This is a genomic window from Rheinheimera sp. KL1 (assembly GCF_001275035.1).
Taxonomy (GTDB): Bacteria; Pseudomonadota; Gammaproteobacteria; order Enterobacterales; family Alteromonadaceae; genus Pararheinheimera; species Pararheinheimera tangshanensis.
This window is the reverse complement of sequence record NZ_LAMX01000008.1, coordinates 1-26505: the sequence shown is the minus strand read 5'-3', so window position 1 is coordinate 26505 and position 26505 is coordinate 1. Positions and strand designations below refer to the sequence as shown.

Genomic DNA, 26505 nt, shown 5'->3' with positions numbered 1-26505 from the left:
GCTTTAGCTCTGACCCTAATATTCTGTTTAATAGCAAAACAATCTAGTCTGTTTTAGTTCTCCGCTTAAAACCTGAAGTCCCAACTTTCTCTGTATGTCACCAACTTGTCACTCAAAGTTCAAGCTCTGAACTGCAATGGCATAACCCTTGCTCCTTTCTGATACAGAACAAAAAAAGCAGGCCCATCAGTTAAGTTGTTCGGGTCGTATCGGACGGGAAGGAGTCGCCAATGGGTGCAAAAAGTTTTGGGCACTATCAGCAAATCAGCCAGTGTTTTGATGAGCTGGTGCAGGCGGATGGACAAATACGACCACCGGCTGCGGCTATAGCTCGTTTTATTGAACGCCACGGCTCTGCTGAGCTGATTCAACGGCAAGAGCAGTTAAATCAAACGATTAGCGCCATGGGCGTTTGCTTTACCTTGTATTCAGACGGTAATAATATCGACCGCTGCTGGCCTTTAGATGTAATGCCACGCACTATCCCAAGCTCTGAATGGCAAAAAACCAGTGCTGGCCTGAAACAACGTTTAGCTGCGTTAAACCTGTTTATTGACGACTTGTACCACGACCAGCGCATTCTTAAGGACGGCATAGTACCGGCTGATTTAGTGCTGGACTCGCGCAACTACCTTGCACCATGTAAGGGCATTTCGCTCCGTTATGGGGTCTGGGCCAATATCTGCGGGACTGATTTGGTGCGTGATGGCTCAGGCCAATTTTTAGTGCTGGAAGATAACTTAAGGGTGCCGTCTGGAGTGTCTTATATGCTGGAAAACCGCACTGTGATGAAACGGGTGTTTCCGGAGTTATTTGCCGATTCCTTTATTTACCCTGTAGACGACTACCCGCATCAACTCTGGCGTATGTTGGCCTCTTTATCTCCTCGTCCTGGTGATGTGCCTTGTATAGTGGTGTTAACGCCAGGTGTTTATAACTCGGCTTATTTTGAGCACAGCTTTCTGGCTCAGCAAATGGGTGTAGAACTGGCCGAAAATACTGATTTACTGGTGCAGGACGACATTGTTTATTTAAAAACTCTGCATGGACTGCAACGGGTGGATGTGATTTATCGCCGGGTGGACGATGTGTTTATCGACCCACAAGCTTTCCGGTCCGATTCTGTTTTAGGTATTCCGGGTTTAATCAAAGCCTGGGCCAAAGGCAATGTATCTATCGCTAACGCGCCAGGCTCTGGTGTGGCCGACGATAAAGTGATTTACGCCTATGTGCCACAAATCATCAATTATTATCTCGGCGAACAGCCGCTGATCGACAACGTTCCTACCTATTTGTGTCTGGATCCAAAACAGCGTGACTATGTGTTGGCTAATCTGGATCAACTGGTGGTGAAACCTGCCAATGAATCCGGTGGTTACGGCATTTTGATAGGCCCACGCTCCACCAAAGCAGAGCAACAGCAAATGGCGGACGCTATTCAAGCCAATCCACGTAATTTTATAGCTCAGCCGACTCTGGCGTTATCCACAGCTCCAACTTTATGTGACGGTGTGCTGGAACCCCGGCATCTGGATTTACGGCCCTTTATTTTGCAGGGCAGAGATTTGTACTGCACCACAGGCGGTTTAAGCCGGGTGGCGCTGAAAAAAGGCTCTTTGGTGGTCAATTCGTCGCAGGGCGGCGGTAGCAAAGACACCTGGATCATCAACGATGAGGTCTGATCTATGTTATTAAAATCTTTGGATCATATATTCTGGTTAGGCCGTTATCTGGAACGGTTGGACGATACGGCCCGTTTAATTAATGCCACCAGCCATTTGCTGATCGACAGTCACAAAGACAGTCAGTTTAGCTGGCCTTTGTTACTGGATGTGTTAGGTCAGAATGGCGCTGAGCTTTTAAGGCAATTACCGGCGAGTGATTTGACGGTCGAGCAGCAAGTGATGGGCTTTTTAATCACCGATGTTGATAGTCAGGTCTCTATCCGTTCGGCCTGCAGTGCACTGAAACAAAATGCCAGAACAGTACGACAACTGATCCCCCGTGATATGTGGGAAGAGCTGAATTCACTGGATTTGTTTTTACAGGAGCATTGTCAGCAGTTACAAGGTCGTCAGCACAGATACCGCTTAATGACAGAGGTTAGCCGCCGTTGTCAGATGGTGGTCGGGGTGCTGGATGGCACTATGCTGCGCAGCGACGCTTTTGATTTGTTTAATATTGGCCGGCATGTAGAGCGCTCTGATATGACCACCCGTATTATGGATGTGATGGTGTTGCAGCAGTTGCAGCCAACAGACATTAAAAGACCACGTTTTCGCTGGACTTCGATTTTAAATGCCCTGGGTGGGGTTGAGTCGTACCACTACTATCTGGCGCATCAAAACACCGAAGTGGATGCGGTGGATTATTTGTTAACTTATGCTGATTTTCCGCGCTCCATTGCCTACTGTTTGCATAGAGTAGCTGCATCAGCCAAAGCTTTGCCTCATAGTGCTGCTATATTACAACGGGTCTGGCAGTTGCAGGACTTGTTAAAAACACAAAACTTATCAGAATTAACCACAGGCCAGCTGCATCAGCTGATTGACCAATTTCAAACAGGGATTATTGAATTGCATCAGGTGATTAGTACGCCAAAACTTGAATTCTCCACAGATCTCAGCCAGCAAATGTCGGCCTGATGATGACTGTGGAAAGTCAGGAGTTAAGCGAACAGCTAAGATGGACTGATTTGCCACAGTGGCAGCAACTGCAGCTGTGGTGGCAGCAGCAAAGTCAGCAGCATCTGGTGCAGCTGCATACCGACTTGCAACATCAACTGCGGGAAAACGGTGCTACTTTTGATCCCTGGCTGGAGCAACAACGTCAGCTGGATTTAATGCCATGGCTGGTCAGTGATAAAGAGTGGCAAGAGTTGCAGGCTGGTGTAAAGCAGCGTCAGTTGCTGCTCTCTTTAGTATTGCAGGATTTATACGGCCCACAGCTGCTGATCCAGCAGGGGCTATTACCTGCTGAACTGATTTTCCAGAACAAAAACTATCTGTTGCCTTGTCATCAACTGGTGCCTAATCATCAGCAGTGGCTGAGTTTACTGGCGGTGGATATAGGTCGCGATGCCAATGGCGCCTTTTGTGTTTATGCCGACCAGAGCCAGATGCCGGCAGGCTTAGGTTTTGTATTAGAGCACAGGCTGGCGTTTAATCACTGTATTGGTGAACTGAATCACAGTATTGGCAAAAGCCAGCTGGCCGGGTTTTTCCGTAAATTGCAGCTGGTGTTTGCGCAGGGCACAGGCCATACAGCAGAAGGGCGACGACCGCTTTGTGGTTTATTAACCCATGGCAAACGCGACGCCGCCTATTTTGAACATGCCTTTTTAGCCAATTATTTAGATATAGCCTTGATGCACAGCGCCGATCTGATGTTTAAAGATGGGGCTTTGTGGCTAAAAACAGTGACGGGTTTACAGCAGGTTGACAGCCTGATGCGCTATTTACCAGATGCCCGTTGTGATGCGCTGGAGCTGGATCCCGATTCAACAGGCACTGCGGGTTTATTGCAAAGTATTCGTCAGCAGCAGCTGTTTTGCGCCAATCCGCCAGGAGCTGCCTTAGTGGATTCTGGTGTGTTATTGCCCTTTTTACCTGCGCTTTGCCGAACGCTTTTAAATGAAGAATTGTTATTGCCCACTACTGCCGCTTTTTGGTGTGGTAAGCCTGAGCAGTTACAACAGGTTTTATCTGATGCAAACCAGTACAGATTCCGCCGGATTGATACAAACCAAAGCTGGCTTTGGGCTGAACTAGACCCGCTGCAACAACAAGAGTTGCAGCAGCAACTGCTGGCAGAACCCACAGTCTTTATTGCCATCCGCTTGCTGCCATTAAGCTCTGTACCTTGCTGGAATGCCACTCAGGGCGAGCATCAGCAGTATGGCGCGTTGCGTTTATTTGGTTTGTTATCCGAGCAGCATAGCCCTGCTGTGATGCCTGGCGCTTTGGCTCGGATCAGCCTGATGCGCCAAGCTTGCAGCATCAGTACAGCATGGGCTTTGTCGCCAAGGACGTCTGGGTGCTGGCCGATCAGGATCATGCGGTTAGCTTGCTGCAAAATACCCAAAACGTATCTTGTTGTCCCGTCATAGTGGTTTGCTGCCAAGCCGGGTTGCTGATCATTTATTCTGGTTGGGCCGTTATAACGAGCGATTAAATTTAGTCTGCCGGGCTTTACGGTACACAGTGCCGCTTTTAACCAGTTTCCAGGTGACGGCTGGTCAACAAGATGACAGCAGAGCTTTAGTTCGGTTTTGTTTGCAGGCCAATGGCACTTTGCCAGACAGCGCAGCATTGAGTTCATTACAGCAGACCAGCGCCTTGCAGCAGGCCTTAAGTGAACTCTTTTCGCTGCAGCATCCGGCCGGTTTGGCGCAGGTGCTGAAAAATTTACTCTTTAATGCGCAGTCGGTACGGGAATACTTCAGCGAAGACACCTGGTATGTGCTGGATAAATTACAGCTGGCGCTAACGCAATGGCCGAATCCGCTGAACTGGCAGCAGCCACAGCAAATGGTGCGTTTGCTGGATGAAGTCATATTATTGCAGACCGCTATTTATGGTCTGAATAACGAAACCATGAGCCGCACCCAAACCCTGAGGTTTATGGATTTAGGCCAGCATCTGGAAAGGGCGCTGCAAAGTGTCACTTTGCTGCAGGAAGTCTTCGTATTTGAGCAGAACCATAGCTGCAGTGCTTCATTGATGGAATCCGTGCTACGGATGACTGACACCTTGATGACCTACAGACGCCGTTATAAAACTGAGCTGCACCCCTTGGCTGTGATTGACTTACTGCTGCTCGATGACAGTACGCCACGTTCTGTGGGTTATCAGTGCGCCCGTCTTGCCAGCCAAATTCAGCAACTGCCTAAACCCGGTGCAGCTGTGGTGCTGAGCCGTGAGCAAAAGCTGGCCGTGGAGCTGGTATCTCTGCTGCAACTGGCTGAACCTGAACAACTTTTTGATGATCAGTTACAGGCAACCCCAGAGCTGAAGCTTTTGTTGCAGCAGTTGCATACCGTACTTCGGCAATTGTCTGACAGCATTACCTTGTCGTATTTCAGCCATGCGGAAGCAGGCAAATCCTGGCAGAGTTTTTAATGATCCCCTTCTTACTTGAAGCTGCAGCATTGTTACCTGCGCGCGCTCGCTGCAACTTCAATTACTTTGGGGATAGAGTAACAGGGCCGAACTTATGAAGTACCAAATCCGCCATCTGACCCGTTATTGTTATCAGCATCCTGTGGCCAACAGTTACAATCTGGCTTGTTTGCAGCCACGGCAATTGCCGACACAGGAGCTATGTAGTTTCAGCTTAGAGGTTTTGCCTACAGCCTCTTCTGTGTATGCCAGAACAGATACTTTTGGTAATACCCAGCATTTTATCCACTTACAACCACCACACCAGCAATTGGCAGTGACTGCTTATTCTGTGGTTGAGGTTTTACCACGGCAGCAGAGTCTGGCTTTGGATTTAACTCAGCCTTGGCCGCAAGTCGCAGCTTTTTTCCGTCAGCAACAAGGCTATTCACCCGATCAACTCAAAGCCCTGTTGTGCACCGGCCCAAGCCGGATGATCCCAGTGCTGGATGAAACAAAGGCATTAATTCAGAGCATTGCTGACCCGACTTTGACCGTATTACAGCTAGCGCAACAACTGACAGATTTGATTTTCCACCAGTTTGAATACGACCCTGAATTTAGCTCAGTGGTCACCCCTGTGTCCGAAGTGTTGCTGCATAAAAAAGGCGTCTGTCAGGATTTTGCTCAACTGGCTGTCAGCTGTTTACGTGCTTTAGGTATTCCCAGTCGTTATGTCAGTGGTTATCTGGAAACCTCACCACCAGAAGGCCAACCGCGTTTAATAGGTGCTGATGCTTCTCATGCCTGGTTTGCTGTATACGACCCTGAACTGGGCTGGGTTGATTTTGATCCCACCAACAACCTGATGCCGGCAGAACGTCATATTACCCTGCTTATGGCCGTGACTACGCCGACGTAGTGCCACTGAAAGGTTTGCTGCAAGGCCATGGTGTGCATCAGCTCGAAGTGGAAGTGGATGTAGTGCCGATGTGATGTTGGGTCAGGTCAAGTTACAAACTATAATCCTGCGTTAGTTCATCATCGCCTTTTTCCAGTTCAAAACTTACTGTGTCACCATCAGCGCACAGCTGCACTATTTTGCAGGGTACACCTTCAGCCGTTAGCTCGACTAAACCTATACCAGCCGCATTAACCAGACGGCGGCCTTTGCTTTCGCCTATGGGTCTGTGGTGGGTGACTTTCATACGGCGTCTTTTGGTAAACCAGTTTAGTGGTGATCGTGTGGCGTAAAGCCAGCGATTGGCGGTGTCCAGTAAAGCCAGAAGCCGATGCGGAAACTCGTTTTTCAGGCCGCTGCTGGTGATTTGCCAAATCGATGGGCTTTGTTGTTTGTGCCTTAGCTCTATCTGAAATACAAAGCTGTAATGCACATCACCGGATAAAATAACGAAGTTACGAGGCGTTTTGGGGTGGCGGAATAAATTTAGCAGCGCATAAGCCGAGCCCGGGTGGGTCATCCAGTTTTCAGCGTCGACCATCAGAGGTTTACCAAAGCTGGTAAAAATACGCTGAATAGTTTCAATCAGTTTGACGCCAAATACAGGGGCGGGGGACACCAGTAATACAGCTTCATGGCCCAGCAATTGTTGCTGCAATTCAGTAATAGCTTCCCAGTCCATTAAGCCCGAAGGTTTTGCCATTGACAGCTCAGAGCGCCAGCGTTGGGTGCGGGTATCCAGTACTAACAAAGGCGGCTGGGTTGGCCAGCTGTAATGCCATTCAGAGAATTTAAGCAGGCTGTTGATGCATTCATCATGCGCTTCAGAGCCGGGTTGACTCAGCGCTTGTTGGCACAAAGGCAGTAGCTTTTGCACTTTTTCCGGTGCATTGCCCCAGCCCTGAAACAGCAGATATCCCGTCAACGCATTGCCAATGATACGGCGTGAAAACGGGTGCTCGTAAGCGGTTTTTTCCCACTCTGCGGTTAAATTCCAGTCGTCGGTAATATCGTGATCATCAAACATCATAGCGACAGGCAGGTGGGCCATTACACGTCTGACTTGGCTTAAACCTGCTTTAAATTCTGTCAGGTTTTTGCTGTAGGTAGCACAGCGCTTTTGACGCTCCGGACTAAAGCTATTGAGCTGTGCTTGGGGCATCTGCAACTCCAGCTCTTGCCACGGCGTAGGCGACCAGACCAGCAGGTACATCGAAAACACTTCGGCCATAGAGATCAAATGGTTATGGGCACTGTCTGTGGTAAATACTGGCTTTTTTGCGCCTTGAAACAACTGTTTTAATACCTGATAACTGGCTTCGGTAGCAGGCAGCAGTTTCTCGCGTTGGTAATAATAAGGGGTTTTGCTGTGTAGCTCATAGCTCGAGCTTAAAGTAGCACAAGGCAAGGTTTCGTCAGCAAATTCCAGTTTAGCAATCAGTTGATGAATAGCATAAAGCGTAGGTGCGGCCACATCGTCAGTGTAGACCTGATCGCCACTTAGCATCAGCAAGCTTGGCCACTCTGCAGGGTTTGTTTCCGCTAACTGCTGGTCGGCACGAACTAAACCGTCTCCGGCACCAAAATGTGGTTTACGACAGGAGCCGTGCAAGACCGAATGCACCTTGGGTTTGATGATAAAACCCGGTAAATCCCGTCCAGGATAAACTAAATCGTCCGCCCACTGCCGCCAGTTTTGCCAGTCGCTGCTGCTGGTTTTTAGCTGCAAGTCATAACTAATCCAGCGTTCTGTTGGCAGCGCTTCGCTCAGTTCCAGATCCAGCAAAACCAGATGTAATTTACCGGCAAGCTGAAGGTGTTGCACAAAGGGCTGCAGCTGTTTTGCGTCAAACTCGAGCGGTTCAGCTTGATCAGGTTGGAGCTGAAGTTTCAATTCGACTGCTTCGGAAGTCGCTAACCAGAGACATATCCGCTTTGGTGTCAGGCGGCGTAACAGAGGGCCAGCCCACACCAAGGGAATACCATTTGCTACTTTAGACACACTTAGTTCAGAAATAACAACACTCCTTTTTCAACCCTATTTCTACAAGCTGGCTTTCAGTTGATACAACAAGTCCAAAGCCTGACGGGCTGACAATTGATCCGGATCCAGTTTTGTCAGCTGCTCCAGTATTGGATGAGGTTCGGCTTCGGCAAATAATTGTTGTTGCAGCGGCTCTATTGTTTTAGCCGCTGCAGGTGCTTTGGCACTGACCACGGACTGTTGTTCCAATTGGGCCAGTTTTTGTTTGGCTTTTTGGATCACCACCCGAGGCACACCAGCCAGCTGGGCCACTTGTAAACCATAACTTTTACTGGCCGCGCCGTCTTGCACCTGATGCATAAAGACGATGTGTTCGTCGTGTTCTACCGCATCCAGATGAATATTAGCTAAGCCCTGTAACTGGGAGGCCAGCTCCGTCAGTTCAAAATAATGGGTGGCAAACAAGGTCATGGCTTTGAGTTGCTGCGCCAGGTATTCAGCACAGGCCCATGCTAAAGACAAACCATCATAAGTGCTGGTGCCGCGGCCTATTTCATCCATCAGCACTAAACTTTGAGCTGTCGCATGATGCAAAATAGTGGCGGTTTCTGTCATTTCCACCATAAAGGTAGAACGGCCTGAGGCCAAATCATCAGATGCACCGACCCGGGTGAATATCCGGTCGACTGGTCCTAATACAGCGCGCTGTGCCGGTACAAAACTACCTATATAAGCCATCAGCACTATTAAGGCATTCTGACGCATATAAGTCGATTTACCGCCCATATTCGGGCCTGTAATCATCAGCATGCGCCGCTCTGGCGAGAGCTGAAGTGGGTTGGCAATAAAAGGTTCGGTCATGACCTGTTCCACCACAGGGTGACGGCCTGCTTCTATCTGGATGCCTGGCTCTGGTGTCAGCTCCGGCTGATGGTAGTTCAGCTGTTCAGCCCGTTCAGCGAAGTTGGTCAGTAAATCCAGTTCGGCCAAAGCAGCGGACAGTTGCTGTAAATCAGCCAGGTAAGGTGCTGTTAAATCAAATAACTCGTCATACAGCTGTTTTTCCAAGGCCAAAGCTTTGCTTTGACTGCCAAGCACTTTGTCTTCGTATTCTTTTAATTCAGGAATAATAAAACGTTCGTTGTTTTTTAAGGTCTGGCGACGAATATAATCGGCTGGCACCTGATCGGCAGCGCTGCGGCCGGTTTCAATGTAATAACCCGCCACTCTGTTAAAACCTACTTTGAGTGAAGCTATGCCGGTGCGTTCTTTTTCGCGTTGCTCCAGTCGCTCCAGATAGTCCGTAGCCCCTGTCGCCAGTTCACGCCATTGATCCAATGCGGCGTTGTAGCCTGAAGCTATCACACCACCATCCCGGATCAGCATAGGTGGAGTCTCGACTATGGCGCGCTCTAATAAATCACAAAGCTCTGGCAGTGGCTTGCACTTGGCAGAGAGCTGAGCCAATAAAGGGCTGCGTAACAGAGTCAGTTCAGGCGATAGTTCAGGCAATAACTGCAACGCAGCACGTAAACGTGAGAAATCACGAGGCCTGGCACTTCGAAGTGCTAAACGGGCGATTACCCGCTCCGTATCACCTACTTGCTTAAACAGCGGTTGTAAGCTCTGATGATGGTGCTGCAATTCAGCCACGGCCTGATGACGAGCTGAAACTAACGCCTGATCGCGCAGCGGCGCATGGATCCAGCGTTTGAGTAAACGACTGCCCATAGCGGTCTGGCATTGATCCAATACTGCCGCGAGCGTGTGGTCAAATTGGCCTGTTAAGGTTTGGGTCAGCTCTAAATTACGTCTGGTGGCTGCGTCTAGTACTATGCAGTCCTGATTACGCTCAAGCGCAATAGAGCGGATATGCGGTAACTGAGCGCGCTGGGTGTCTTTGACATACCCCATTAAACAGCCTGCGGCCATTAGCGCAACTGGCGCTTGCTCCACACCAAAACTTTGTAAGTCGCGGGTGCCAAATTGTTGGGTCAGTAAACGTTTGGCATTGCTGAGTTCAAATTCCCAGACAGGGCGGCGACGCACGCCTTTGCGGTTAATGACGCTGTCGGGCCAGTCCTGCTCTTCGGCATATAAAATTTCTGCCGGATTTAAACGTTGCAATAAGGCCAGCAGGTCGTCTAAATGAGAGACTTCGTTAATTAAAAAACGGCCACTGCTTAAATCCAGATACGCAAAACCATAACTGCCTTTTTGCTGATACAAAGCCGACACCAGCGTATCCTGCCGTTCATTCAGCAGCGCTTCGTCTGTAACAGTGCCTGGCGTCACAATACGCACCACAGCACGTTCCACCGGACCTTTGCTTAAAGCTGGATCGCCGATTTGTTCACAAATAGCGGCGGATTCGCCTAACTGTACTAAACGGGCTAAATAACCCTCAATCGAATGATAAGGCACACCTGCCATGGGAATAGGCTGACCTGCCGACTGGCCTCTTTTAGTCAGGGAAATATCCAAAAGGGCAGAGGCCTTTTTGGCATCGTCGTAAAACAGCTCGTAAAAGTCACCCATACGATAAAACAGCAAAATATCAGGATGCTGGCATTTCAGGCCAAGGTACTGTTGCATCATCGGAGTGTGCGGGCTTAGGGCTTGCCCGTCTTTCTGTTCTGGCGGCATAATGGCTTAATAATTCCTGCGTTGGACCAAAGATGACAATTCCAGTAACCACCTATCAATTGGCGGCGGAGCTCGGAGCGCTATTATTGCGGAAAAACTTCAGTATCACCACAGCAGAATCCTGCACTGGCGGTGGTATTGCTTATGTGTTAACCGCAGTGCCCGGCAGCTCCGCTTATCTGGACCGCTCTTTTGTGACTTACAGCAATAGATCCAAGCAACAGTTGCTGGGCGTCAAAGCCGAAACTTTATTGCAATACGGTGCTGTCAGTAAAGAAACTGTACTGGAAATGGCGGTAGGCGCAGCCAAAGCTGCGGGTGCTGAAGTAGCTGTAGCAGTTTCAGGTATTGCTGGCCCTGATGGTGGCTCTGCCGCTAAACCTGTGGGTACTGTACATTTTTGTTTTGAAATTCAGGGCCATCAGGTATTGTCGCAGCGTATTTTTGCTGGCGACAGAGCTAGCGTGCGCCAGCAGGCGATCGATTTTGTGTTGCAGCAGTTGATCTTGTTATTGACAGACTAAAGCAAAAAGACTACTGTATGAGCATACAGCACTTTGAGTGCATCCAAGAATCCACCGGAGAGAGCAATGGACGACAATAAACAAAAAGCATTGACCGCAGCCTTAGGTCAAATCGAACGCCAGTTTGGTAAAGGTTCTATTATGCGTTTGGGCGACAGCACAGCGCTTGATATCGACTTTATCCCTACAGGTTCGTTAGGTTTGGATATAGCGCTCGGTATAGGCGGTTTGCCTTGTGGTCGTATTGTTGAGATCTACGGTCCTGAATCTTCAGGTAAAACCACTTTAACTTTACAAGTCGTCGCAGAAGCTCAGCGCATGGGTAAAACCTGTGCTTTTATCGATGCTGAACATGCGCTGGACCCCGTATACGCGAAAAAATTAGGCGTAAACGTCGACGACTTATTAGTGTCTCAACCGGATACAGGTGAACAGGCACTAGAAATTTGTGACATGTTAGTGCGCTCAGCTGCGGTCGACGTGATCATTGTCGACTCAGTCGCCGCTTTAACCCCACGCGCTGAAATTGAAGGCGATATGGGTGACAGCCACGTCGGTTTGCAGGCACGTTTAATGTCTCAAGCTTTACGTAAACTGACAGGTAATATCAAACGTTCCAACACTTTATGTATTTTCATCAACCAAATCCGGATGAAAATTGGTGTGATGTTTGGTTCACCAGAAACCACCACAGGCGGTAACGCATTAAAATTCTACGCTTCAGTGCGTTTAGATATTCGTCGTACTGGTTCTGTCAAAGATGGCGACGAAGTGACGGGTAACGAAACCCGCGTCAAAGTGGTGAAAAACAAAGTCGCACCACCCTTTAAACAAGCCGAATTTATTATTATGTATGGCGCTGGTATCAGCAAAGATGGCGAATTAATCGACTTAGGTGTGCTGCATAAGCTAATCGACAAAGCCGGTGCCTGGTATGCATACAAAGGCAACAAAATTGGTCAGGGTAAAGCCAACGCCATGAAGTACCTGCAGGAAAACCCTGCTGTTGCCAAAGAAATTGAAGCTGAATTACGCCGTATGCTGTTACTGGAACCTTCGAAAGGTGCTCCGTCACCAGCAGAAGATTTTGGTATGGTGCCAGAAGACGCTGAAGCCGATCTGTAAGCGGGATCAGCTCTGAGCTATAAGCGCAAAAGTTAACACGAACCCGGCTCAGGCCGGGTTTGTTGTTTTGAGACCCTCGTCATTTTTGATTCTGCTCCGGCTTTTTTGAGTTGTGTCGGTTTCATTCTTTTTGGCAAATAAGGAGCTGTTAATTAAGGTCTGGAGTTGCTGGATGTTTCACTTTTTCTCTCCATCTTATTTGTAGACGTCTAAACGTTTAGAAGTTGACATTTCCAGGGCTTTCAGCCAGAGTAACCTCATTTTTCAGTCTTGCCGGAGATGCTATGCCTATTAAAGTCATTGATCAGTTACCTGCTGTGGAAGCTCTTTCTGCAGAGAATGTGTTTGTCATGACCGAGAGCCGGGCTTTGTCGCAGGATATCCGGCCGCTGAAAATTGCCATTTTGAATTTAATGCCAAACAAAGTCGCGACTGAAATCCAGTTATTGCGCTTGTTAGCCAATAGTCCGCTGCAGGTGGATATAGAGCTGATTCGTCTTGATAACCATGTCAGCAAACATACCCCGCAGAACCATCTGGACTGTTTTTACCGTTATTTTTCTGATGTAGAGCAGCAAAACTATGATGGCCTGATTATCACAGGCGCACCTTTAGGTTTAGTGAATTACGAAGATGTCAGTTATTGGCCACAGCTCTCAGAAATTCTGACTTGGGCTGATCGTCATGTCACCTCAACTTTGTTTTTATGTTGGGCTGCCCATGCGGCTTTGTATCATTATTATGGTTTGCAGCGCGAAATTCGTGGCGAGAAGTTATCCGGGGTCTACTGGCAAAACGTCTGTCAGCCTTTAAGCCCATTGGTACGGGGTTTCGATGATGAGTTTTTAGTACCACATTCACGTTATGCGCAGGTACCTAAACAAAAATATCAACATCACCCGGATTTGCATGTGTTAGCAGAAGCCGATGTGACAGGCGCCTATTTGCTACAAAACAGCACGGGTAGCCGGGTTTTTGTCACTGGCCATCCTGAGTATGATTTAACCACGCTAAATGATGAGTATCAGCGTGATCTGGCCGCAGGTCTAGAGCCAAAAATCCCAGAGAACTACTATAAACAAAACGATCCGGCCAAAGGTCCACATAAGTTATGGCAAAGTCATGCCTTTTTATTGTTCAGCAACTGGCTGAACTATTATGTATACCAGGCCACACCTTTTGATATTCAGCAGATAGGGCAGCAGTTATGACCAATCGCAGTGTGTTAACTCCAGGCGCTCTTCGTACGCTGTTGGCGGAACGTATTTTGGTATTAGACGGTGCTATGGGCACCATGATCCAGCAGTATAAATTGCAGGAAGCAGATTACCGCGGTGCTGAATTTGCCGATTGGTCAACTGATCTGAAAGGCAATAACGATTTATTGGTGCTGACCAAGCCTGAACTTATTCTGGATATCCATCGCCAGTACTTAGCTGCTGGTGCTGATATTTTGGAAACCAATAGCTTTAATGCCACGCCTATCGCCATGGCGGACTATGAGATGTCGCATTTATCGGCCCGTATCAACCGTGAGTCAGCGGCTTTAGCGCGGCAGGCCTGTGATGAATACAGCACGCCGGATAAACCGCGTTTTGTCGCTGGGGTATTGGGCCCAACCAACAGAACCGCTTCTATTTCACCTGATGTGAACGACCCGGGTTATCGTAATGTCGATTTTGATACCTTGGTCAGCGCTTATTCTGAATCTACTCATGCGCTGATTGAAGGTGGTGCTGACATTATTATGCTTGAAACCATCTTTGATACTTTAAATGCCAAAGCTGCTGCTTTTGCGGTACTGAAAGTATTTGATGAGCTGGGTTACAGTTTACCTGTGATGATCTCTGGCACTATTACTGATGCCTCAGGTCGTACTTTATCTGGCCAAACTACTGAAGCTTTTTACCATTCACTCTCTCATGTAGAGCCTGTTAGTTTTGGTTTGAACTGTGCTTTAGGGCCAGATCTATTGCGACCTTATGTAGAGACTTTGTCAGGTATTTCAGAGTGTTATGTTTCAGTACATCCAAACGCTGGTTTACCCAATGAATTTGGCGAATACGATTTAGGTGCTGCTGAGATGGCCAAAGAAATTGCTGATTGGGCAGAGCAGGGCTTTTTGAATATTGTCGGTGGCTGTTGTGGCACTACACCTGAACACATTAAAGCCATCAGTGCTGTGGTTGCAGGAAAGCCAGCTCGTCAGCCGAAAGAAAAAACGCACCAGTTTCATTTGTCTGGTTTAGAAGCTTTTGGTCTGGAGTGGTAATGCGACAACAAGCCCGTTTTATTAACGTTGGTGAACGTACCAACGTGACAGGTTCAGCCCGTTTTAAAAAGCTGATTTTAGAAGGTGAATACGAAAAAGCCTTAGACGTTGCCCGTCAGCAAGTCGAAAACGGCGCTCAGATCATTGACATCAACATGGACGAAGCCATGCTCGACAGCAAGGCGGCCATGGTACGTTATCTGAATTTGTTAGCCTCTGAGCCGGATATCTCCCGGGTGCCCATTATGGTCGACTCGTCCAAATGGGAGGTGATTGAAGCTGCACTGAAATGTATTCAGGGGAAGCCAGTCGTCAATTCTATTTCGCTGAAAGAAGGCATAGAGCCGTTTTTGTATCAGGCCAAATTATTACGCCGTTATGGTGCAGCTGTGGTGGTGATGGCCTTTGATGAAAAAGGTCAGGCTGATACCAAAGCGCGTAAAGTCGAAATCTGTCAGCGCGCTTATGACATTCTGGTCAACCAAATTGGTTTTCCGCCAGAAGATATTATCTTCGATCCGAATATTTTCGCCGTCGCAACTGGCATAGAAGAGCATAACAACTACGCCGTCGACTTTATTGAAGCGACCCGTGAAATCAAACGCTTATGCCCTTATGCCAAAATTTCAGGCGGCGTGTCGAATATTTCCTTTTCGTTCCGTGGTAACGACCCGGTGCGTGAAGCCATGCATTCGGTATTTTTGTACCACGCCATTGGCGCAGGTATGGACATGGGCATAGTCAACGCCGGACAGTTGGCGGTGTATGACGATATTCCAGAGCTGCTGCGTGAGCGGGTGGAAGATGTAATTTTAAACCGCCGTGACGATGCGACAGAACGTTTACTGGATATTGCCGCTGAATTCAAAGGCGATGGAGCTGTGGCTGTTAAAGAAGACGAAGCCTGGCGCGCCTGGCCAGTACATAAACGCCTTGAGCATGCCTTGGTCAAAGGCATTACCGACTTTATTGATCAAGACACGGAAGAAGCCCGTTTAACTGTTGACCGTCCCTTGCACGTGATTGAAGGTCCGCTGATGGACGGTATGAACGTGGTCGGTGACTTATTTGGCGAAGGAAAAATGTTCCTGCCTCAGGTAGTCAAATCCGCCCGGGTGATGAAAAAAGCAGTGGCTTATTTGCAGCCTTTTATCGAACTGGAAAAAGCCGGTACTGGTGCTCAGGCTCAGGGCAAAGTGCTGATGGCAACCGTCAAAGGTGATGTGCACGACATAGGCAAAAACATAGTAGGCGTAGTGCTGCAATGTAATAACTATGAGGTGATCGACCTTGGCGTCATGGTGCCTTGTGCCACCTTGCTACAAAAAGCCAAAGAGCTAAATGTCGATATTATTGGCTTGTCTGGCCTGATTACGCCGTCTTTAGATGAGATGGTGCATGTAGCCAAAGAAATGAGCCGTCTGGGTTTTGACATTCCGCTGTTGATTGGTGGCGCTACCACGTCCAAAGCCCATACCGCCATCAAGATTGCGCCGAATTATCCGCATGGTGTGGTTTATGTACCTAACGCTTCGCGTAGTGTGTCCGTGGTGCAGTCGCTGATCAGCAAAGAGCATAAACCAGCCTTTTTGGAAAGGGTCAATGACGAATACGACAGGGCACGTGACCAGCATGCCCGTAGCAGGCTGGTGAAAAGCTGCTGAGCCTGGAGCAAGCCCGCGCCAATAAATTCCAGTTGGATTTAACCAAAGTGGCACCAGCGCCTAAACAGAGTGGTGTGCATTTATGGCAAGACGTGGATTTAGAGCGGCTTCGCGATTACATCGACTGGACGCCATTTTTCCTGACCTGGCAGCTGTCCGGTAAATTCCCTGCCATTTTGAATCACCCTGAAGTGGGCATGGAAGCACGTCGTGTGCATAAAGATGCCAATGCTATTTTGGATTTGATGATCCAGCAGCAAAAAGTGCAGGGTAAAGCTGTATTTGGCTTTTTTCCGGCCAACAGCGAAGGTGACGATATTATTGTCTACACGGACGAAAGCCGTACAGTGGAACGCTGCCGTTTATTTAACTTACGTCAGCAATTGCAGCTGCGTAACGACAATCCAAACTGCTGCCTGGCTGATTTCGTTGCGCCTGTGGGTTCCGGCATTGCTGATTATATTGGCGGTTTTGCTGTCAGTACGGGTTTTGGTGCTGATGAACTGGCTGCTGAATTTGCTGCGCAGCATGATGATTACAACAGCATTATGGTCAAAGCCCTCGCCGATCGTTTAGCTGAAGCTTTAGCCGAATACCTGCATATGCGAGTGCGGCGGGAATTCTGGGGTTATGCACCTGAGGAAAACCTGGATAACGAGCAGCTTATTCGTGAGTTGTATCAGGGCATACGGCCTGCACCTGGTTATCCGGCTTGTCCTGAGCACACTGAAAAAGGCACTTTATGGCAGCTGCTGGATGTCGAAGCAAAAACAGGTATAAAGCTTACTGAAAGTTATGCCATGTGGCCTGGCGCGGCAGTCAGCGGTTGGTATTTTGCTCATCCTGATAGCAAATACTTTGCTGTCAGCAAAATTGGCACTGATCAAAAAGAAGAATATGCCGCGAAAAAAAGCTGGAGTACTGAACAAGCAGACAGCTGGTTAGCGCCTAATCTAGGATAATGATGATCGGATCAGAGCCCTGGCTCTGACCCGGCCTTTAACTGGCGATAGTCGGATCAACAATAAAAGGTTGCAGCATTTTAATGACTTGTCGTTCCGGCAGTTCAAACTTACTACCCAAAGACAATTTTTGTAATTCCAGATGACAGTTCATAATTTCACCGTGCAGTTGAATACGCTCCTCCTCGCCAGGCACCAATAACTCCATTAGCAGCGGCATTTTGTTGATTGGACTGGTGTCGGCATGCTGTTTGATTGAACAATATCTTTATAACCTCCATCCACAACTCGCTGCGGAAGCTTCAACACCAGACAGCGGTCTTTTTTGTGCACCATGACTGAGTCTAACCATTGCTCCATCACGCAACACTTTTTTGCTTTAAATAAAGCGGCATATTTGACTGCATAGTGCAAATTTCCTGGGGCGCTTTATTGTAAAGAGATGATACCAGTGGGAGTAAATCAGGGGCGAGTGGGGAATGAGGATGCTTACCAGAACCGTGGCCGTGTTCTATAGTAAAAGCAGGCGAGGGATAACTTCCGTTTTTAGTGAGCAGTGGGTCCCGACAGGAGCATCAAATGCAAAGAATTACTCTCAGTTGTCTATGTGGTCTATTGCTGATGATGACTGCTGGTTGCAGTCTGACAGTCCAAAATGAACTAAATACAGAACCCCGGCAGTATCTTGCTGATCATTTGTTTACGGCTATCCCCGAGCAAAGTATAGAGACTGAGCAACAGATTTTCGCATTACCAGATGCTGTTTATCATGACATGTTGCGGATGGTCAGGCCTTTGAACTCCTCCAGAGAAAAAGCCGATGCATTGTTAAATTACATCTTTTTTCTTAAGGGAAAGCGTATCAGTTATGAGACTAACGCAACCTTAACCGCCACAGAAACATTGGCAAGGCAGCAAGCGAATTGTTTGTCTTTGACTATTCTGGCGTACAGTCTGGCCAGCGTTGCAGAAATGAACGTCCTTTTTCAGGACGTCATCATTCCGGAATACTGGACCCATGTGCAAGGCGTCAGTTTGTTAAGTGGTCATGTGAACTTAAAATTGACTGGCTCCGGCGCAAAGACCTCACGAGGAGCTGCAAATTATGAACAATTTAGTTATGTTATCGATTTTGACTTGGAAACTAATAAGAGTGATTTTCCGGTTCGTGTACTAAAAAAACCGCAAATCATAGCCATGTTTTACAACAATAAAGCCGCTCAGTTTATGATTGAAAAAGACTATGATCATGCATTCGCCTATCTAAAAGCGGCTATCTTAACAGACCCAAACTCATCGGAGAGCTGGAATAATTTGGCGGTGTTGTACCGCAGCGTCAAACATTTTGATTTGGCGGAGGATGCGTATAAGCTCGCACTGCAATTAGACCCTGAGTCAACCAATGTGAAATCTAATTTGGCATTGCTCTATATGCTGACAGGCGAAACTGAAAAAGCAGCAGATTTACAGCGGGTAGTGTATATCCAACGATTAGACAATCCGTATTATCACATTATGCTTGGCAATGAAGCTATGCAGATGAGTGATCATCAACAGGCGATAAAGCATTTCAGATACAGCCTTAAATTGAATAAAAAGGCATCAGAAGCATTGGCTGGGCTGGCTAAAGCGCACTACCAGCTTGGTCATGCTGAGGCGGCCAGGCATTACTTGGTACAAGCTAAAAAACATGCACCCAGCATGCAGGAGCGAGGAAGATATCAGTCTAAGCTCGATTCTTTAATGACCGCCTCTAAGCAGCATTAAATGCTGGCTCAGACTCGAATGATGGTGAAGTGGTTGTGCTTTGTTAGCTGTTTATTCTCTGTCAACGTTTGGGGTGATGTAGCTGAGTTTGAAAGCGCCTTGCTTACGGATATAAAACTACTGGCTGATGATCGGATGCAGGGGCGAAAAACCGGGCATCCGGGCGCTGAGCTGGCAAGGCGTTATATTGAACAACGTTACCAGCAGTTAAAATTACTACCTATACAGGAGAAGGGATTCCGTCAGGTATTTAGCTATTCATCAGGTTTTACTGAAAAGAAAGGAATGAATGTCATAGGGTGGCGACAAGGTTGTGTTCATCCGTCTTCTTATGTGGTGATTACTGCTCATTATGACCACTTAGGTATGTACGGCAGCAGAGTGTACAACGGTGCGGATGACAATGCCTCTGGTGTCGCCACTATGCTGGCATTGGCTGCCTTGTTAGGACAAAACTGTCCGGCATATAGTTATATTTTTGCGGCTACAGACGCTGAGGAAAATGGTTTATACGGGGCTAAAGCTTTGCTCAGGCATTTCCCTGTCGCTGCAGAACATATTTTGCTTAACCTGAATCTGGATATGTTGAGCAGAGGAGAACGATCTAACCAGCTTTACGTCTATGGTGCCCGTTCTTTACCCGGAGTCAGTGAGTTTTTTAAACAACGATCTTTTGCGGTGAAGATCAAACTAAGGCGTCAGGGGCGACAACAAGGTCAATCAGGCACAGATTGGGATAATGCCAGCGACCATGCACCTTTTCGTCGCGCTGGTATTCCATTTTTGTATTTTGGGGTCGACACTCACGCGGATTACCACAGTATAAACGACGACTGGCAGCGTATTGACTCTGACTTTTTGCAACGTATGTTTTCTTCATTAAGTCAGGTGCTGTTATGGCTGGACCAGCAGCCGCCTGAATGGTATCAGGCGGCGCGTAAATCTTAATAAGAAAACAAGCATACTTTAAGGTGCGGGGATCCACTCGGGATCGTCGGTCAAACGAGGGAAGTTGCCGCTATTCCAGTCTGCTTTGGCTTGAGCCAGACGCTCTGGGGTACGGGCGACAAAGTTCCAGTTAAGCAGCACAGGATCTGCCACTGCATCGCCACCCAACAGCATAAAATGTGCACCGTCATCACCGGCCAGCACTGTTAGATCGTCAGTCATCACCAGCATTTGTCCTGCGTTCAGCTGTGGTTGTTTTAACGAGCCTTTAGCCAGGTAGATAGCCAATTGCTGCTCTGATTTGGGTAACGTCAGATTGCTGCACGGGTCCAGTTTCAGTTCGGCATAACAGCAGCGGGATGGGAAACTAACCACTGACGTCTGAGAAAAATATTCGCCTAACAAGACTTTGATTTCACAGCCTGGTACCTGCATGACCGGAAATAAAGCCGCGGGATAATGTTGAAACGAAGGCTCTGACTCGGCTTGCTCCTCTGGTAACATCAGCCATATTTGCATACCTTCGACCTGAACCTGCTCCTGACGAATATCGACCGGAATACGTTCAGAGTGCGCTATACCACGACCTGCACGCATCAGATTGATGGCACCTGGTTCAATTCGTTGTCTGGTACCCAAGGTGTCACTATGCTGCATAGCGCCGGAAAATAAATAGGTGACAGTAGCCAGTCCGATATGCGGATGCTGTCGCACATCACCTTCAGTACTGCCAGCGACAAAAGTAGCTGGCCCCATATGATCAACAAAAATAAAAGGTCCGACACGACGCTGGGCTTTGGCAGGCAATAACCTTTTGATCATAAAACCTATATCACGTTCCTGTGGCTGGATAAGCAGAGGCTCACTGCTTTGAAGCGGGCGGATTCGGATTTCAGGCTGGTATGCACCTGAACTTCACTGTGTGTCACCAATTTATGGATAGGGCATTTATCGGCTATAGCCAGCAACTGCTGGCGCTGCTCTGTGGTTAAATCACCAATCAATTCCAGAGTGGCATACAGCTGGTACAAACCTTTGCTTTCGGCGCTGTCATCCCTGCTGATTTCCACTTTTACTTCGTCTAAAGGGATATTTTTGCGTTTGGCAAATAACTGTAAGGTCATGGCTTTACAGGTAGCCACGGCTGCGTCAAACAAATCATGTGGATCAGGTCCAGTGTCTGAGCCTCCGGCAGCCTGAGTTAAATCGGCATTGATTTGATGACTATGAATACGGATGGTTTGTCGTAATTGGCCTGGCGTATGTTGGCTGACTGTAATGGTCATAACTCAATCCTTTTTACGTTAACTGCACTCAGCTTAACTTAAATTGACCAGCTGGTGTGTCATTCGTTCAGATCAAGGTCCAGCTGCGCCCTCGAGTTAGCCGATTTTGTTTTGCGCTTTGATGGCCTTTTCCTGCTGGCATGGCGCTGTACGACCTGACGTTTTTGCTCGCGCCACCAGCTCTGATCCTGCTGTTGTTTGCATTCCGTCAGGCGTTGTTTAGCCAGTCGCATAGCCTGTTGTAAATCAACAACAGGTAGAGGGTAATCTCGGCCCAGCACACAGGCATATTGCTGTTGTAACGACAAAGGCATCAACCAGGGTTGATGCAGCCAGCTGTCGGGCAATAAAGTCAGTTCCGGGCACCAGCGCCTGATAAAGTGTCCTTGTGGATCTTTTTGCTGGCTTTGCAGCACAGGATTGTACATCCGGTTAGGATTGATGCCCGTTGTACCAGCCTGCATCTGAATTTGCGGGTAATGAATGCCCGGTTCATAGTCAACAAAACACTGAGCCAGATGCAATGCCACGGGGCGCCAATCCAGCCATAAGTGATAACAGGCAAAGGCCACTAACATGGCACGGGCACGAAAATGCAGCCAGCCTGTGGCGAGTAAGCTGCGCATGCAGGCATCAATCAGCGGATAACCGGTATACCCATGCGACCAGGCCCAAAACCAGTCACTGTTAAAATCCTGCTTACGTAGCCTGGCATACCCCGGATGCAGCGCCTCGGTTTCGATCAGCGGATCGGATTCCAGTTTCTGAATAAAATGACAATGCCAGCGCAATCTGCTGTAAAAAGACGATAAACCAAAACTCAAGGCTGGTTGCTGCTTGATGCTGCGCAAGGTCTGCTGCTGCAAGGCTCTTAAACTCAATTGACCATAAGCCAGATAAGGACTGAGCCGTGAGCTGCTGTGCAGTGCTTTGTCAGGTAATGAAATATGCCGGCTGTAGTCTTTGGCTCTGTGGCTAAAAAAGCTTTGCGTTGTATTTTGCAAAGCAAAAGCCTTTTGTCCCTGACGACAAGGGGGCAAATCCAGCACTCTTTGTGGCCGGAAGGGCTGCAGCAACTGGCGGCCTGCAGCTAAAAAATCTAATGACGCAGGGGGCTGAAACAAAGCGCCGGATAAATACTGATCGGCTTGTTCAGCCCATAGGTCTCTGTTATCTAAAGCCCGAAACACCGCATGCTGACGATACTCACGCCATGGGATCGCCAGTTCTTTCAGCAGTTGCTTTACCGCCAAATCGCGTTGAAAAGTCCATAAGTTGCCGGTTTCTTCATGGCTCAATACCTGGGAGATCGGAAACTCCTGACACAACTGCCGGATCACTTGGGTGGCCGGGCCTTTGATCACAAACAAAGGTTGACCCAAGGCTGTCAGCTGTTGGTCCAGCAGTTGCAGGCTTTGCTCGATAAACAGCCATTGCCGTACTGAGGTGTCAGGTTGTTGCCAATAATCAGGCTCAACAATATACAAAGGCAAGACAGCGCCTTGCCGTGCCGCCTCTGTCAAAGGGCCATGGTCATGGATACGCAAATCACGCTTAAACCAGACCAGACTGATCATGCTTTACTCTTGAGCTGCTTAAGAAAAGGTAACCAGAAGTCCTGCAGCTGGACTTTAGCCTCAGGCCAATGCACCAAAGCGCCTGCTGTCGTTTTTTCTGGTAGCCAATGGCGAACAAAATCACCGTGCGGATCGTGAGTTAAGGCCTGTTTGATCAGGTTAAACTGCCTGGCGCCGCTATTGCCAACACCGGCGATATAAGCCCAGTTACACCAGTTGCTGGCGCAATCATAATCCAGTAAATGCTGCTCAAAAAAAGCGGCCCCCAGACGCCAGTCTTGCTGCAATTCAAAAATAAGATAACTGGCGACATTCTGTCGGCCACGATTCGACATCCAGCCGGTATGCAACAACATTTGGATATTGGCATCGACCAAAGGCAGGCCTGTTTGGCCCTTGCACCAGAGTTCGAAACGCTTATCCGGGATAGGTGCAGAATAATCCAGCGGTGGACGAAAGGCATTTTTACTAAACCAGGCGCTACTGTGCTGACGCATCTGCCAGCGGAAATATTCACGCCATAACAGCTCAAAGCGGATCCAATAGGTTGATTCATTCGCCATCTGCTGTTGTTCAAAATCCATAACCTGCTGCCAGGCATAACAGGGCGATAAACTGCCATTAGCTAAATAAAAACACCACAAGCTGCTGTTCCATTCACCATCCAAAGCATCGCGGCTTTGCTTGTAATGAAGAACTGCTCGTTGCTGCCAGATAAATTTGGTCAAACGCTCCAGAGCCGCCGCCTCATTCAGTAAAGCCGCAGTCGGAGTGTGGTAGCGACTGATAAAATCAGCTGAGACTGTATCCAGAGCCAGCTTTGTTTCACCATAAAACTGCCCGGAAAACTTTAGTTGTAGTGGTCGCTGCACCAGCAATTCTGGCTCGCGCTGCTTTCTAAAGGCTGAAAAACTTTTAGGTAATGAGACTAAATCTGGTCTGAGCTGGTGCTGCAACAAGCTATTGATGTCATACAACCTGAGTGCTAAGCCTGTGCTCTTTAGTTGTTGGTATTGTTCCGGTGCAGTAGGCTCTGCTGCAATCAGGCTTTGAGCCTGATACTGCTGAGCTAATTGCAGCAGACAGCTTGTGGTGTCGCCAATACGAAGGTGCAGCACCAAGTGTTTTTGCTGCCATTGCTGTTGCCAGTCCAGCAGGAGTTTTAATTGAGCCTGCAGACGCTGTGCACTGGCGCGTTTGATACCATATTGTTCAGTCAAATATTCGGCGGGGTCTAACACAACAACGGCAATTAGCTGATCGAAGTCGGCGTGTTCTGACAGCAGCAGATTGTCGTGCCAGCGCAGGGCCTGGTTGAACAACACCAAAGCGCGTTTCATAATTGCTCCAGATGGATCAGCAACTGTTGGGCTTTTTCGGTAATTTGCGCACGTTCTTCATCCGATTTACGGTACCAGTTCTGATAACTCAGCTGCATTCGGGCATTGCCGGATAATAACGCCTGATTACGCTCGAGGAAATTCCAGTACAAAGCATTAAAAGGACAGGCCGTGGGGCTGGTGGTTTCTGCGACATCGTAACTGCAGCTCTTGCAGTAATTACTCATGCGCTGAATATATTTACCACTGGCTGCATAAGGTTTGGACGCCAAGACACCTTCATCGGCAAACAAGGCCATCCCCAGTGTGTTGGGCAGTTCAACCCATTCATAGGCGTCGGCATACACAGCCAGATACCAATTGCAGATCTCATCAACAGACAAACCAGCCAGAAGTGCAAAGTTACCTGTGACCATCAGACGCTGAATATGATGCGAATAGGCATGTTCTATGGTGTGGCTGATGGCTTGTTGCATACAGCGCATTTTCGTCTGCGCCGTCCAGTAATAGCCGGGCAAAGCGGTTTGAGCATTTAAGAAGTTACGTTCTTTATACTCCGGCATCAGCAACCAGTACAAACCCCGGACAAATTCACGCCAGCCAATCAATTGGCGAATAAAACCCTCAGCGGCGTTCAGTGGCACTTTGCCTTCTTTGTAAGCGAGTTCTACTTTCTGGCAGACCCAGCGCACATCCAACAAACCACAGTTGAGATACATGGAACAAATACTGTGGAACAGATGAGGTTCGTCCAGTTGCATCGCATCCTGATAATCACCAAAAAGTGGTAACTGATGCTCAACAAAATGCAAAAATGCCTGACGAGCCTGCTTGCCGGTCACCGCGTAGCTAAAATGCTCTGCGTTGCCCATATTGTTCGGAAATTGCTGTTGAACTAAAGCGATAACCTCTCTGGTGATATCGTCGTGTTCAAATTTAAGTATTGGCGGCAACTGCTGTTTCGCCGACATGGCTTTTCTGTTACTGGCATCAAAATTCCACTGTCCACCTACCGGCAAACCGTCCTGCATTAAAAGGCCAGTGTAACGCCGCATTTCTCGGTAGAAATACTCCATCCGATACTGTTTTCTATCCTGCGCCCAGTGTTGAAACATGGCTTTACTGGCAATAAAACGATCATCCTCCAGCATCACTACAGGGCGCTGAAATTGCGTTTGCCAGCTTAAAATCTCTTGCTCCAGCCTGTATTCGCCGCATTCGGTGATACAAATTTGCTGCAACTCTGGATAACGGGATAGCTCTATCGCCACAGCTTCGGTCAGACTGCTGACTTTTTGCTGATAGTCTATGTAACTGACCTGGATCCCCTGTTGTTGCAATACAGAGGCAAAATGCCGCATTGCGCTGAAAATCAGCACGATTTTTTGTTTGTGGTGTGGGGTGTAGTTGGCCTCGCTGGCGACTTCAGCCATCAGGACCCGGTCTTGGGGTTGCACGTCACGTAAACTCGACAGTGCAGGACTGAGTTGATCACCTAATACCAGAATTAACTTTGCCATGACTCATTACCATTATTTTGCTTTTTGATACGGCGCTGGCCCTGGAACAGATCAATGACAAGACGAAAGCTGTGATACCGTTGAATTAACAAAAAACTGCGGCAGAAGGCGGTGGCAAAACAGATATCTTCCAAAAGTCGGGGTTATGATAAAGACATATTTCTTGTTTCGGAGTAGTGGGTCGTGCAGTCAAAAACCATGAATACAATAGTAAGACGATGGGGCTTAGTGCTTGGTGCAGCTTTGTTTGTCAACTCGGCCACAGCGCAGGAGCATCAGCATGAAGAACATGGCAGCCATACCCATGGTCAGGCCGTATTAACTTTTGTGCTGGAGGGCAATGAAGCTGAGCTGGCTTTTGCAACGCCAACGGTGAATATTGTCGGTTTTGAACATCAGGCGAAAGACGAAGCACAGCGTCAGCTGGTACAAAAAATGATTGCAGATTTTACCAACGCCAACTGGTTTAGTTTGATGAGCAAGCCAACTGTACGGTGACAGGAACTGACATCAGTTCAGATTTAACGGCAGAGCGCACCACTCAGCCACAACATGCAGATTTAAATGCAAACTATACTCTGGTCTGCCAGAACCCGGCGCGTTTACAAGCGTTGACATTGGATCTAGCCACTATTGCAGCAGGTGTAGAAAAAGTATCAGTACAGTGGATAGTCAATGGTGAGCAAGGGGCAAGGGACTGGACGCCAGACTCAGCAGCATTACCGCTGACAGCACAATAAAGCATGTGCGGATTTGGTCGCTACAAGGTTCCACAGCGTTGCGACATATAGTCCCACCCCACATAAAAACCGGCCAGAGCGTTTTTTAGT

Annotated in this window: 18 protein-coding genes and 2 pseudogenes; 12 read left to right on the top strand and 8 right to left on the bottom strand. The window is 48.2% G+C overall.

Going from position 1 to position 26505, the window contains the following annotated elements:
• The first annotated feature begins 230 nt into the window (after positions 1-230).
• From WH43_RS03270 to WH43_RS03250, 5 genes are all read left to right on the top strand, one after another.
• Positions 231-1682 carry a circularly permuted type 2 ATP-grasp protein gene (locus WH43_RS03270; RefSeq protein ID WP_053423230.1) on the top strand — a complete coding sequence of 484 codons (1452 nt, stop codon included), beginning with the start codon at positions 231-233 and terminating at the stop codon, positions 1680-1682.
• 3 nt (positions 1683-1685) lie between these two features.
• Positions 1686-2645 carry an alpha-E domain-containing protein gene (locus WH43_RS03265; protein WP_053423229.1) on the top strand — a complete coding sequence of 320 codons (960 nt, stop codon included), beginning with the start codon at positions 1686-1688 and terminating at the stop codon, positions 2643-2645.
• Positions 2645-4108: a circularly permuted type 2 ATP-grasp protein gene (locus tag WH43_RS03260; RefSeq protein WP_053423228.1), complete on the top strand. Its 1464-nt coding sequence runs from the start codon at positions 2645-2647 to the stop codon at positions 4106-4108. The genes WH43_RS03265 and WH43_RS03260 overlap by 1 nt, the downstream gene beginning before the upstream one ends.
• Positions 4095-5120, top strand: a complete 1026-nt coding sequence (locus tag WH43_RS03255) for an alpha-E domain-containing protein (RefSeq protein WP_286049431.1) — start codon at positions 4095-4097, stop codon at positions 5118-5120. Before WH43_RS03260 ends, WH43_RS03255 begins: the two co-directional genes overlap by 14 nt.
• 94 nt (positions 5121-5214) lie before the next feature.
• Positions 5215-6021, top strand: coding sequence for a transglutaminase family protein (locus WH43_RS03250; RefSeq protein ID WP_286049430.1), 807 nt, complete (start codon positions 5215-5217; stop codon positions 6019-6021).
• Positions 6022-6112: 91 nt separating this feature from the next.
• On the opposite strand, the gene WH43_RS03245 is transcribed toward WH43_RS03250, so the two are convergent.
• The gene (locus WH43_RS03245) at positions 6113-7954 is read right to left on the bottom strand and encodes an alkaline phosphatase D family protein (RefSeq protein ID WP_286049429.1); all 1842 of its coding nucleotides are present in this window, start codon (positions 7952-7954) and stop codon (positions 6113-6115) included.
• Between the two features lie 150 nt (positions 7955-8104).
• On the bottom strand, positions 8105-10690 hold the full coding sequence (gene mutS / locus WH43_RS03240) for a DNA mismatch repair protein MutS (protein WP_053423225.1): 2586 nt from the start codon (positions 10688-10690) through the stop codon (positions 8105-8107).
• A gap of 32 nt (positions 10691-10722) precedes the next feature.
• Here mutS and WH43_RS03235 point away from each other — a divergent pair, with 32 nt between their 5' ends.
• From WH43_RS03235 to metH, 4 genes and pseudogenes are all read left to right on the top strand, one after another.
• A complete protein-coding gene (locus tag WH43_RS03235; RefSeq protein WP_053423224.1) occupies positions 10723-11214 on the top strand; it encodes a CinA family protein in 492 nt (163 codons plus the stop codon).
• Positions 11215-11280: 66 nt separating this feature from the next.
• Positions 11281-12339 (top strand): recombinase RecA, encoded by a 1059-nt coding sequence (recA, locus tag WH43_RS03230; protein ID WP_053423223.1) that lies wholly within the window; start codon positions 11281-11283, stop codon positions 12337-12339.
• Positions 12340-12623: 284 nt separating this feature from the next.
• Positions 12624-13550: a homoserine O-acetyltransferase MetA gene (gene metA / locus WH43_RS03225; RefSeq protein WP_053423222.1), complete on the top strand. Its 927-nt coding sequence runs from the start codon at positions 12624-12626 to the stop codon at positions 13548-13550.
• Positions 13547-17237: pseudogene (gene metH / locus WH43_RS19755) on the top strand (methionine synthase). The gene metA and the pseudogene metH overlap by 4 nt, the downstream one beginning before the upstream one ends.
• Positions 17238-17274: 37 nt before the next feature.
• Here the strand turns inward: metH and WH43_RS20275 are convergent.
• The gene (locus tag WH43_RS20275; RefSeq protein WP_286049428.1) at positions 17275-17433 is read right to left on the bottom strand and encodes a hypothetical protein; all 159 of its coding nucleotides are present in this window, start codon (positions 17431-17433) and stop codon (positions 17275-17277) included.
• Positions 17434-17816: 383 nt separating this feature from the next.
• On the opposite strand from WH43_RS20275, the gene WH43_RS03200 reads away from it, so the two are divergent.
• Positions 17817-19004, top strand: a complete 1188-nt coding sequence (locus WH43_RS03200; RefSeq protein WP_053423217.1) for a tetratricopeptide repeat protein — start codon at positions 17817-17819, stop codon at positions 19002-19004.
• Positions 19005-19952, top strand: coding sequence for a M28 family peptidase (locus WH43_RS03195; protein ID WP_053423216.1), 948 nt, complete (start codon positions 19005-19007; stop codon positions 19950-19952).
• A gap of 18 nt (positions 19953-19970) precedes the next feature.
• On the opposite strand, the gene WH43_RS03190 is transcribed toward WH43_RS03195, so the two are convergent.
• Genes WH43_RS03190 through WH43_RS03170 form a run of 5 tightly spaced genes read right to left on the bottom strand, consistent with a single transcriptional unit; the run spans position 19971 to position 25675 of the window.
• Complete coding sequence (locus tag WH43_RS03190) at positions 19971-20774, bottom strand: pirin family protein (RefSeq protein ID WP_053423215.1); 804 nt, start codon at positions 20772-20774, stop codon at positions 19971-19973.
• A 5-nt stretch (positions 20775-20779) separates the two neighbouring features.
• Complete coding sequence (locus WH43_RS03185; RefSeq protein WP_082335664.1) at positions 20780-21238, bottom strand: OsmC family protein; 459 nt, start codon at positions 21236-21238, stop codon at positions 20780-20782.
• A gap of 59 nt (positions 21239-21297) precedes the next feature.
• Positions 21298-22815 (bottom strand): cryptochrome/deoxyribodipyrimidine photo-lyase family protein, encoded by a 1518-nt coding sequence (locus tag WH43_RS03180; RefSeq protein ID WP_286049427.1) that lies wholly within the window; start codon positions 22813-22815, stop codon positions 21298-21300.
• On the bottom strand, positions 22812-24155 hold the full coding sequence (locus WH43_RS03175) for an FAD-binding domain-containing protein (RefSeq protein ID WP_053423214.1): 1344 nt from the start codon (positions 24153-24155) through the stop codon (positions 22812-22814). Before WH43_RS03175 ends, WH43_RS03180 begins: the two co-directional genes overlap by 4 nt.
• Positions 24152-25675 carry a cryptochrome/photolyase family protein gene (locus WH43_RS03170; RefSeq protein ID WP_053423213.1) on the bottom strand — a complete coding sequence of 508 codons (1524 nt, stop codon included), beginning with the start codon at positions 25673-25675 and terminating at the stop codon, positions 24152-24154. Before WH43_RS03170 ends, WH43_RS03175 begins: the two co-directional genes overlap by 4 nt.
• A gap of 198 nt (positions 25676-25873) precedes the next feature.
• Between WH43_RS03170 and WH43_RS21185 the strand changes: the two are divergent.
• Positions 25874-26415: pseudogene (locus WH43_RS21185) on the top strand (ZrgA family zinc uptake protein).
• Positions 26416-26505: the final 90 nt, after the last annotated feature.

Excerpts from the sequence above, each read along its gene's own strand:
- WH43_RS03270 (WP_053423230.1), top strand. The coding sequence starts at position 231 with ATGGGTGCAAAAAGTTTTGGGCACTATCAGCAAATCAGCCAGTGTTTT.
- WH43_RS03265 (WP_053423229.1), top strand. The coding sequence starts at position 1,686 with ATGTTATTAAAATCTTTGGATCATATATTCTGGTTAGGCCGTTATCTG.
- WH43_RS03260 (WP_053423228.1), top strand. The coding sequence starts at position 2,645 with ATGATGACTGTGGAAAGTCAGGAGTTAAGCGAACAGCTAAGATGGACT.
- WH43_RS03250 (WP_286049430.1), top strand. The coding sequence starts at position 5,215 with ATGAAGTACCAAATCCGCCATCTGACCCGTTATTGTTATCAGCATCCT.
- mutS (WP_053423225.1), bottom strand. The coding sequence starts at position 10,690 with ATGCCGCCAGAACAGAAAGACGGGCAAGCCCTAAGCCCGCACACTCCG.
- WH43_RS03235 (WP_053423224.1), top strand. The coding sequence starts at position 10,723 with ATGACAATTCCAGTAACCACCTATCAATTGGCGGCGGAGCTCGGAGCG.
- recA (WP_053423223.1), top strand. The coding sequence starts at position 11,281 with ATGGACGACAATAAACAAAAAGCATTGACCGCAGCCTTAGGTCAAATC.
- metA (WP_053423222.1), top strand. The coding sequence starts at position 12,624 with ATGCCTATTAAAGTCATTGATCAGTTACCTGCTGTGGAAGCTCTTTCT.
- WH43_RS03200 (WP_053423217.1), top strand. The coding sequence starts at position 17,817 with ATGCAAAGAATTACTCTCAGTTGTCTATGTGGTCTATTGCTGATGATG.
- WH43_RS03195 (WP_053423216.1), top strand. The coding sequence starts at position 19,005 with ATGCTGGCTCAGACTCGAATGATGGTGAAGTGGTTGTGCTTTGTTAGC.
- WH43_RS03190 (WP_053423215.1), bottom strand. The coding sequence starts at position 20,774 with ATGATCAAAAGGTTATTGCCTGCCAAAGCCCAGCGTCGTGTCGGACCT.
- WH43_RS03185 (WP_082335664.1), bottom strand. The coding sequence starts at position 21,238 with ATGACCATTACAGTCAGCCAACATACGCCAGGCCAATTACGACAAACC.
- WH43_RS03180 (WP_286049427.1), bottom strand. The coding sequence starts at position 22,815 with ATGATCAGTCTGGTCTGGTTTAAGCGTGATTTGCGTATCCATGACCAT.
- WH43_RS03175 (WP_053423214.1), bottom strand. The coding sequence starts at position 24,155 with ATGAAACGCGCTTTGGTGTTGTTCAACCAGGCCCTGCGCTGGCACGAC.
- WH43_RS03170 (WP_053423213.1), bottom strand. The coding sequence starts at position 25,675 with ATGGCAAAGTTAATTCTGGTATTAGGTGATCAACTCAGTCCTGCACTG.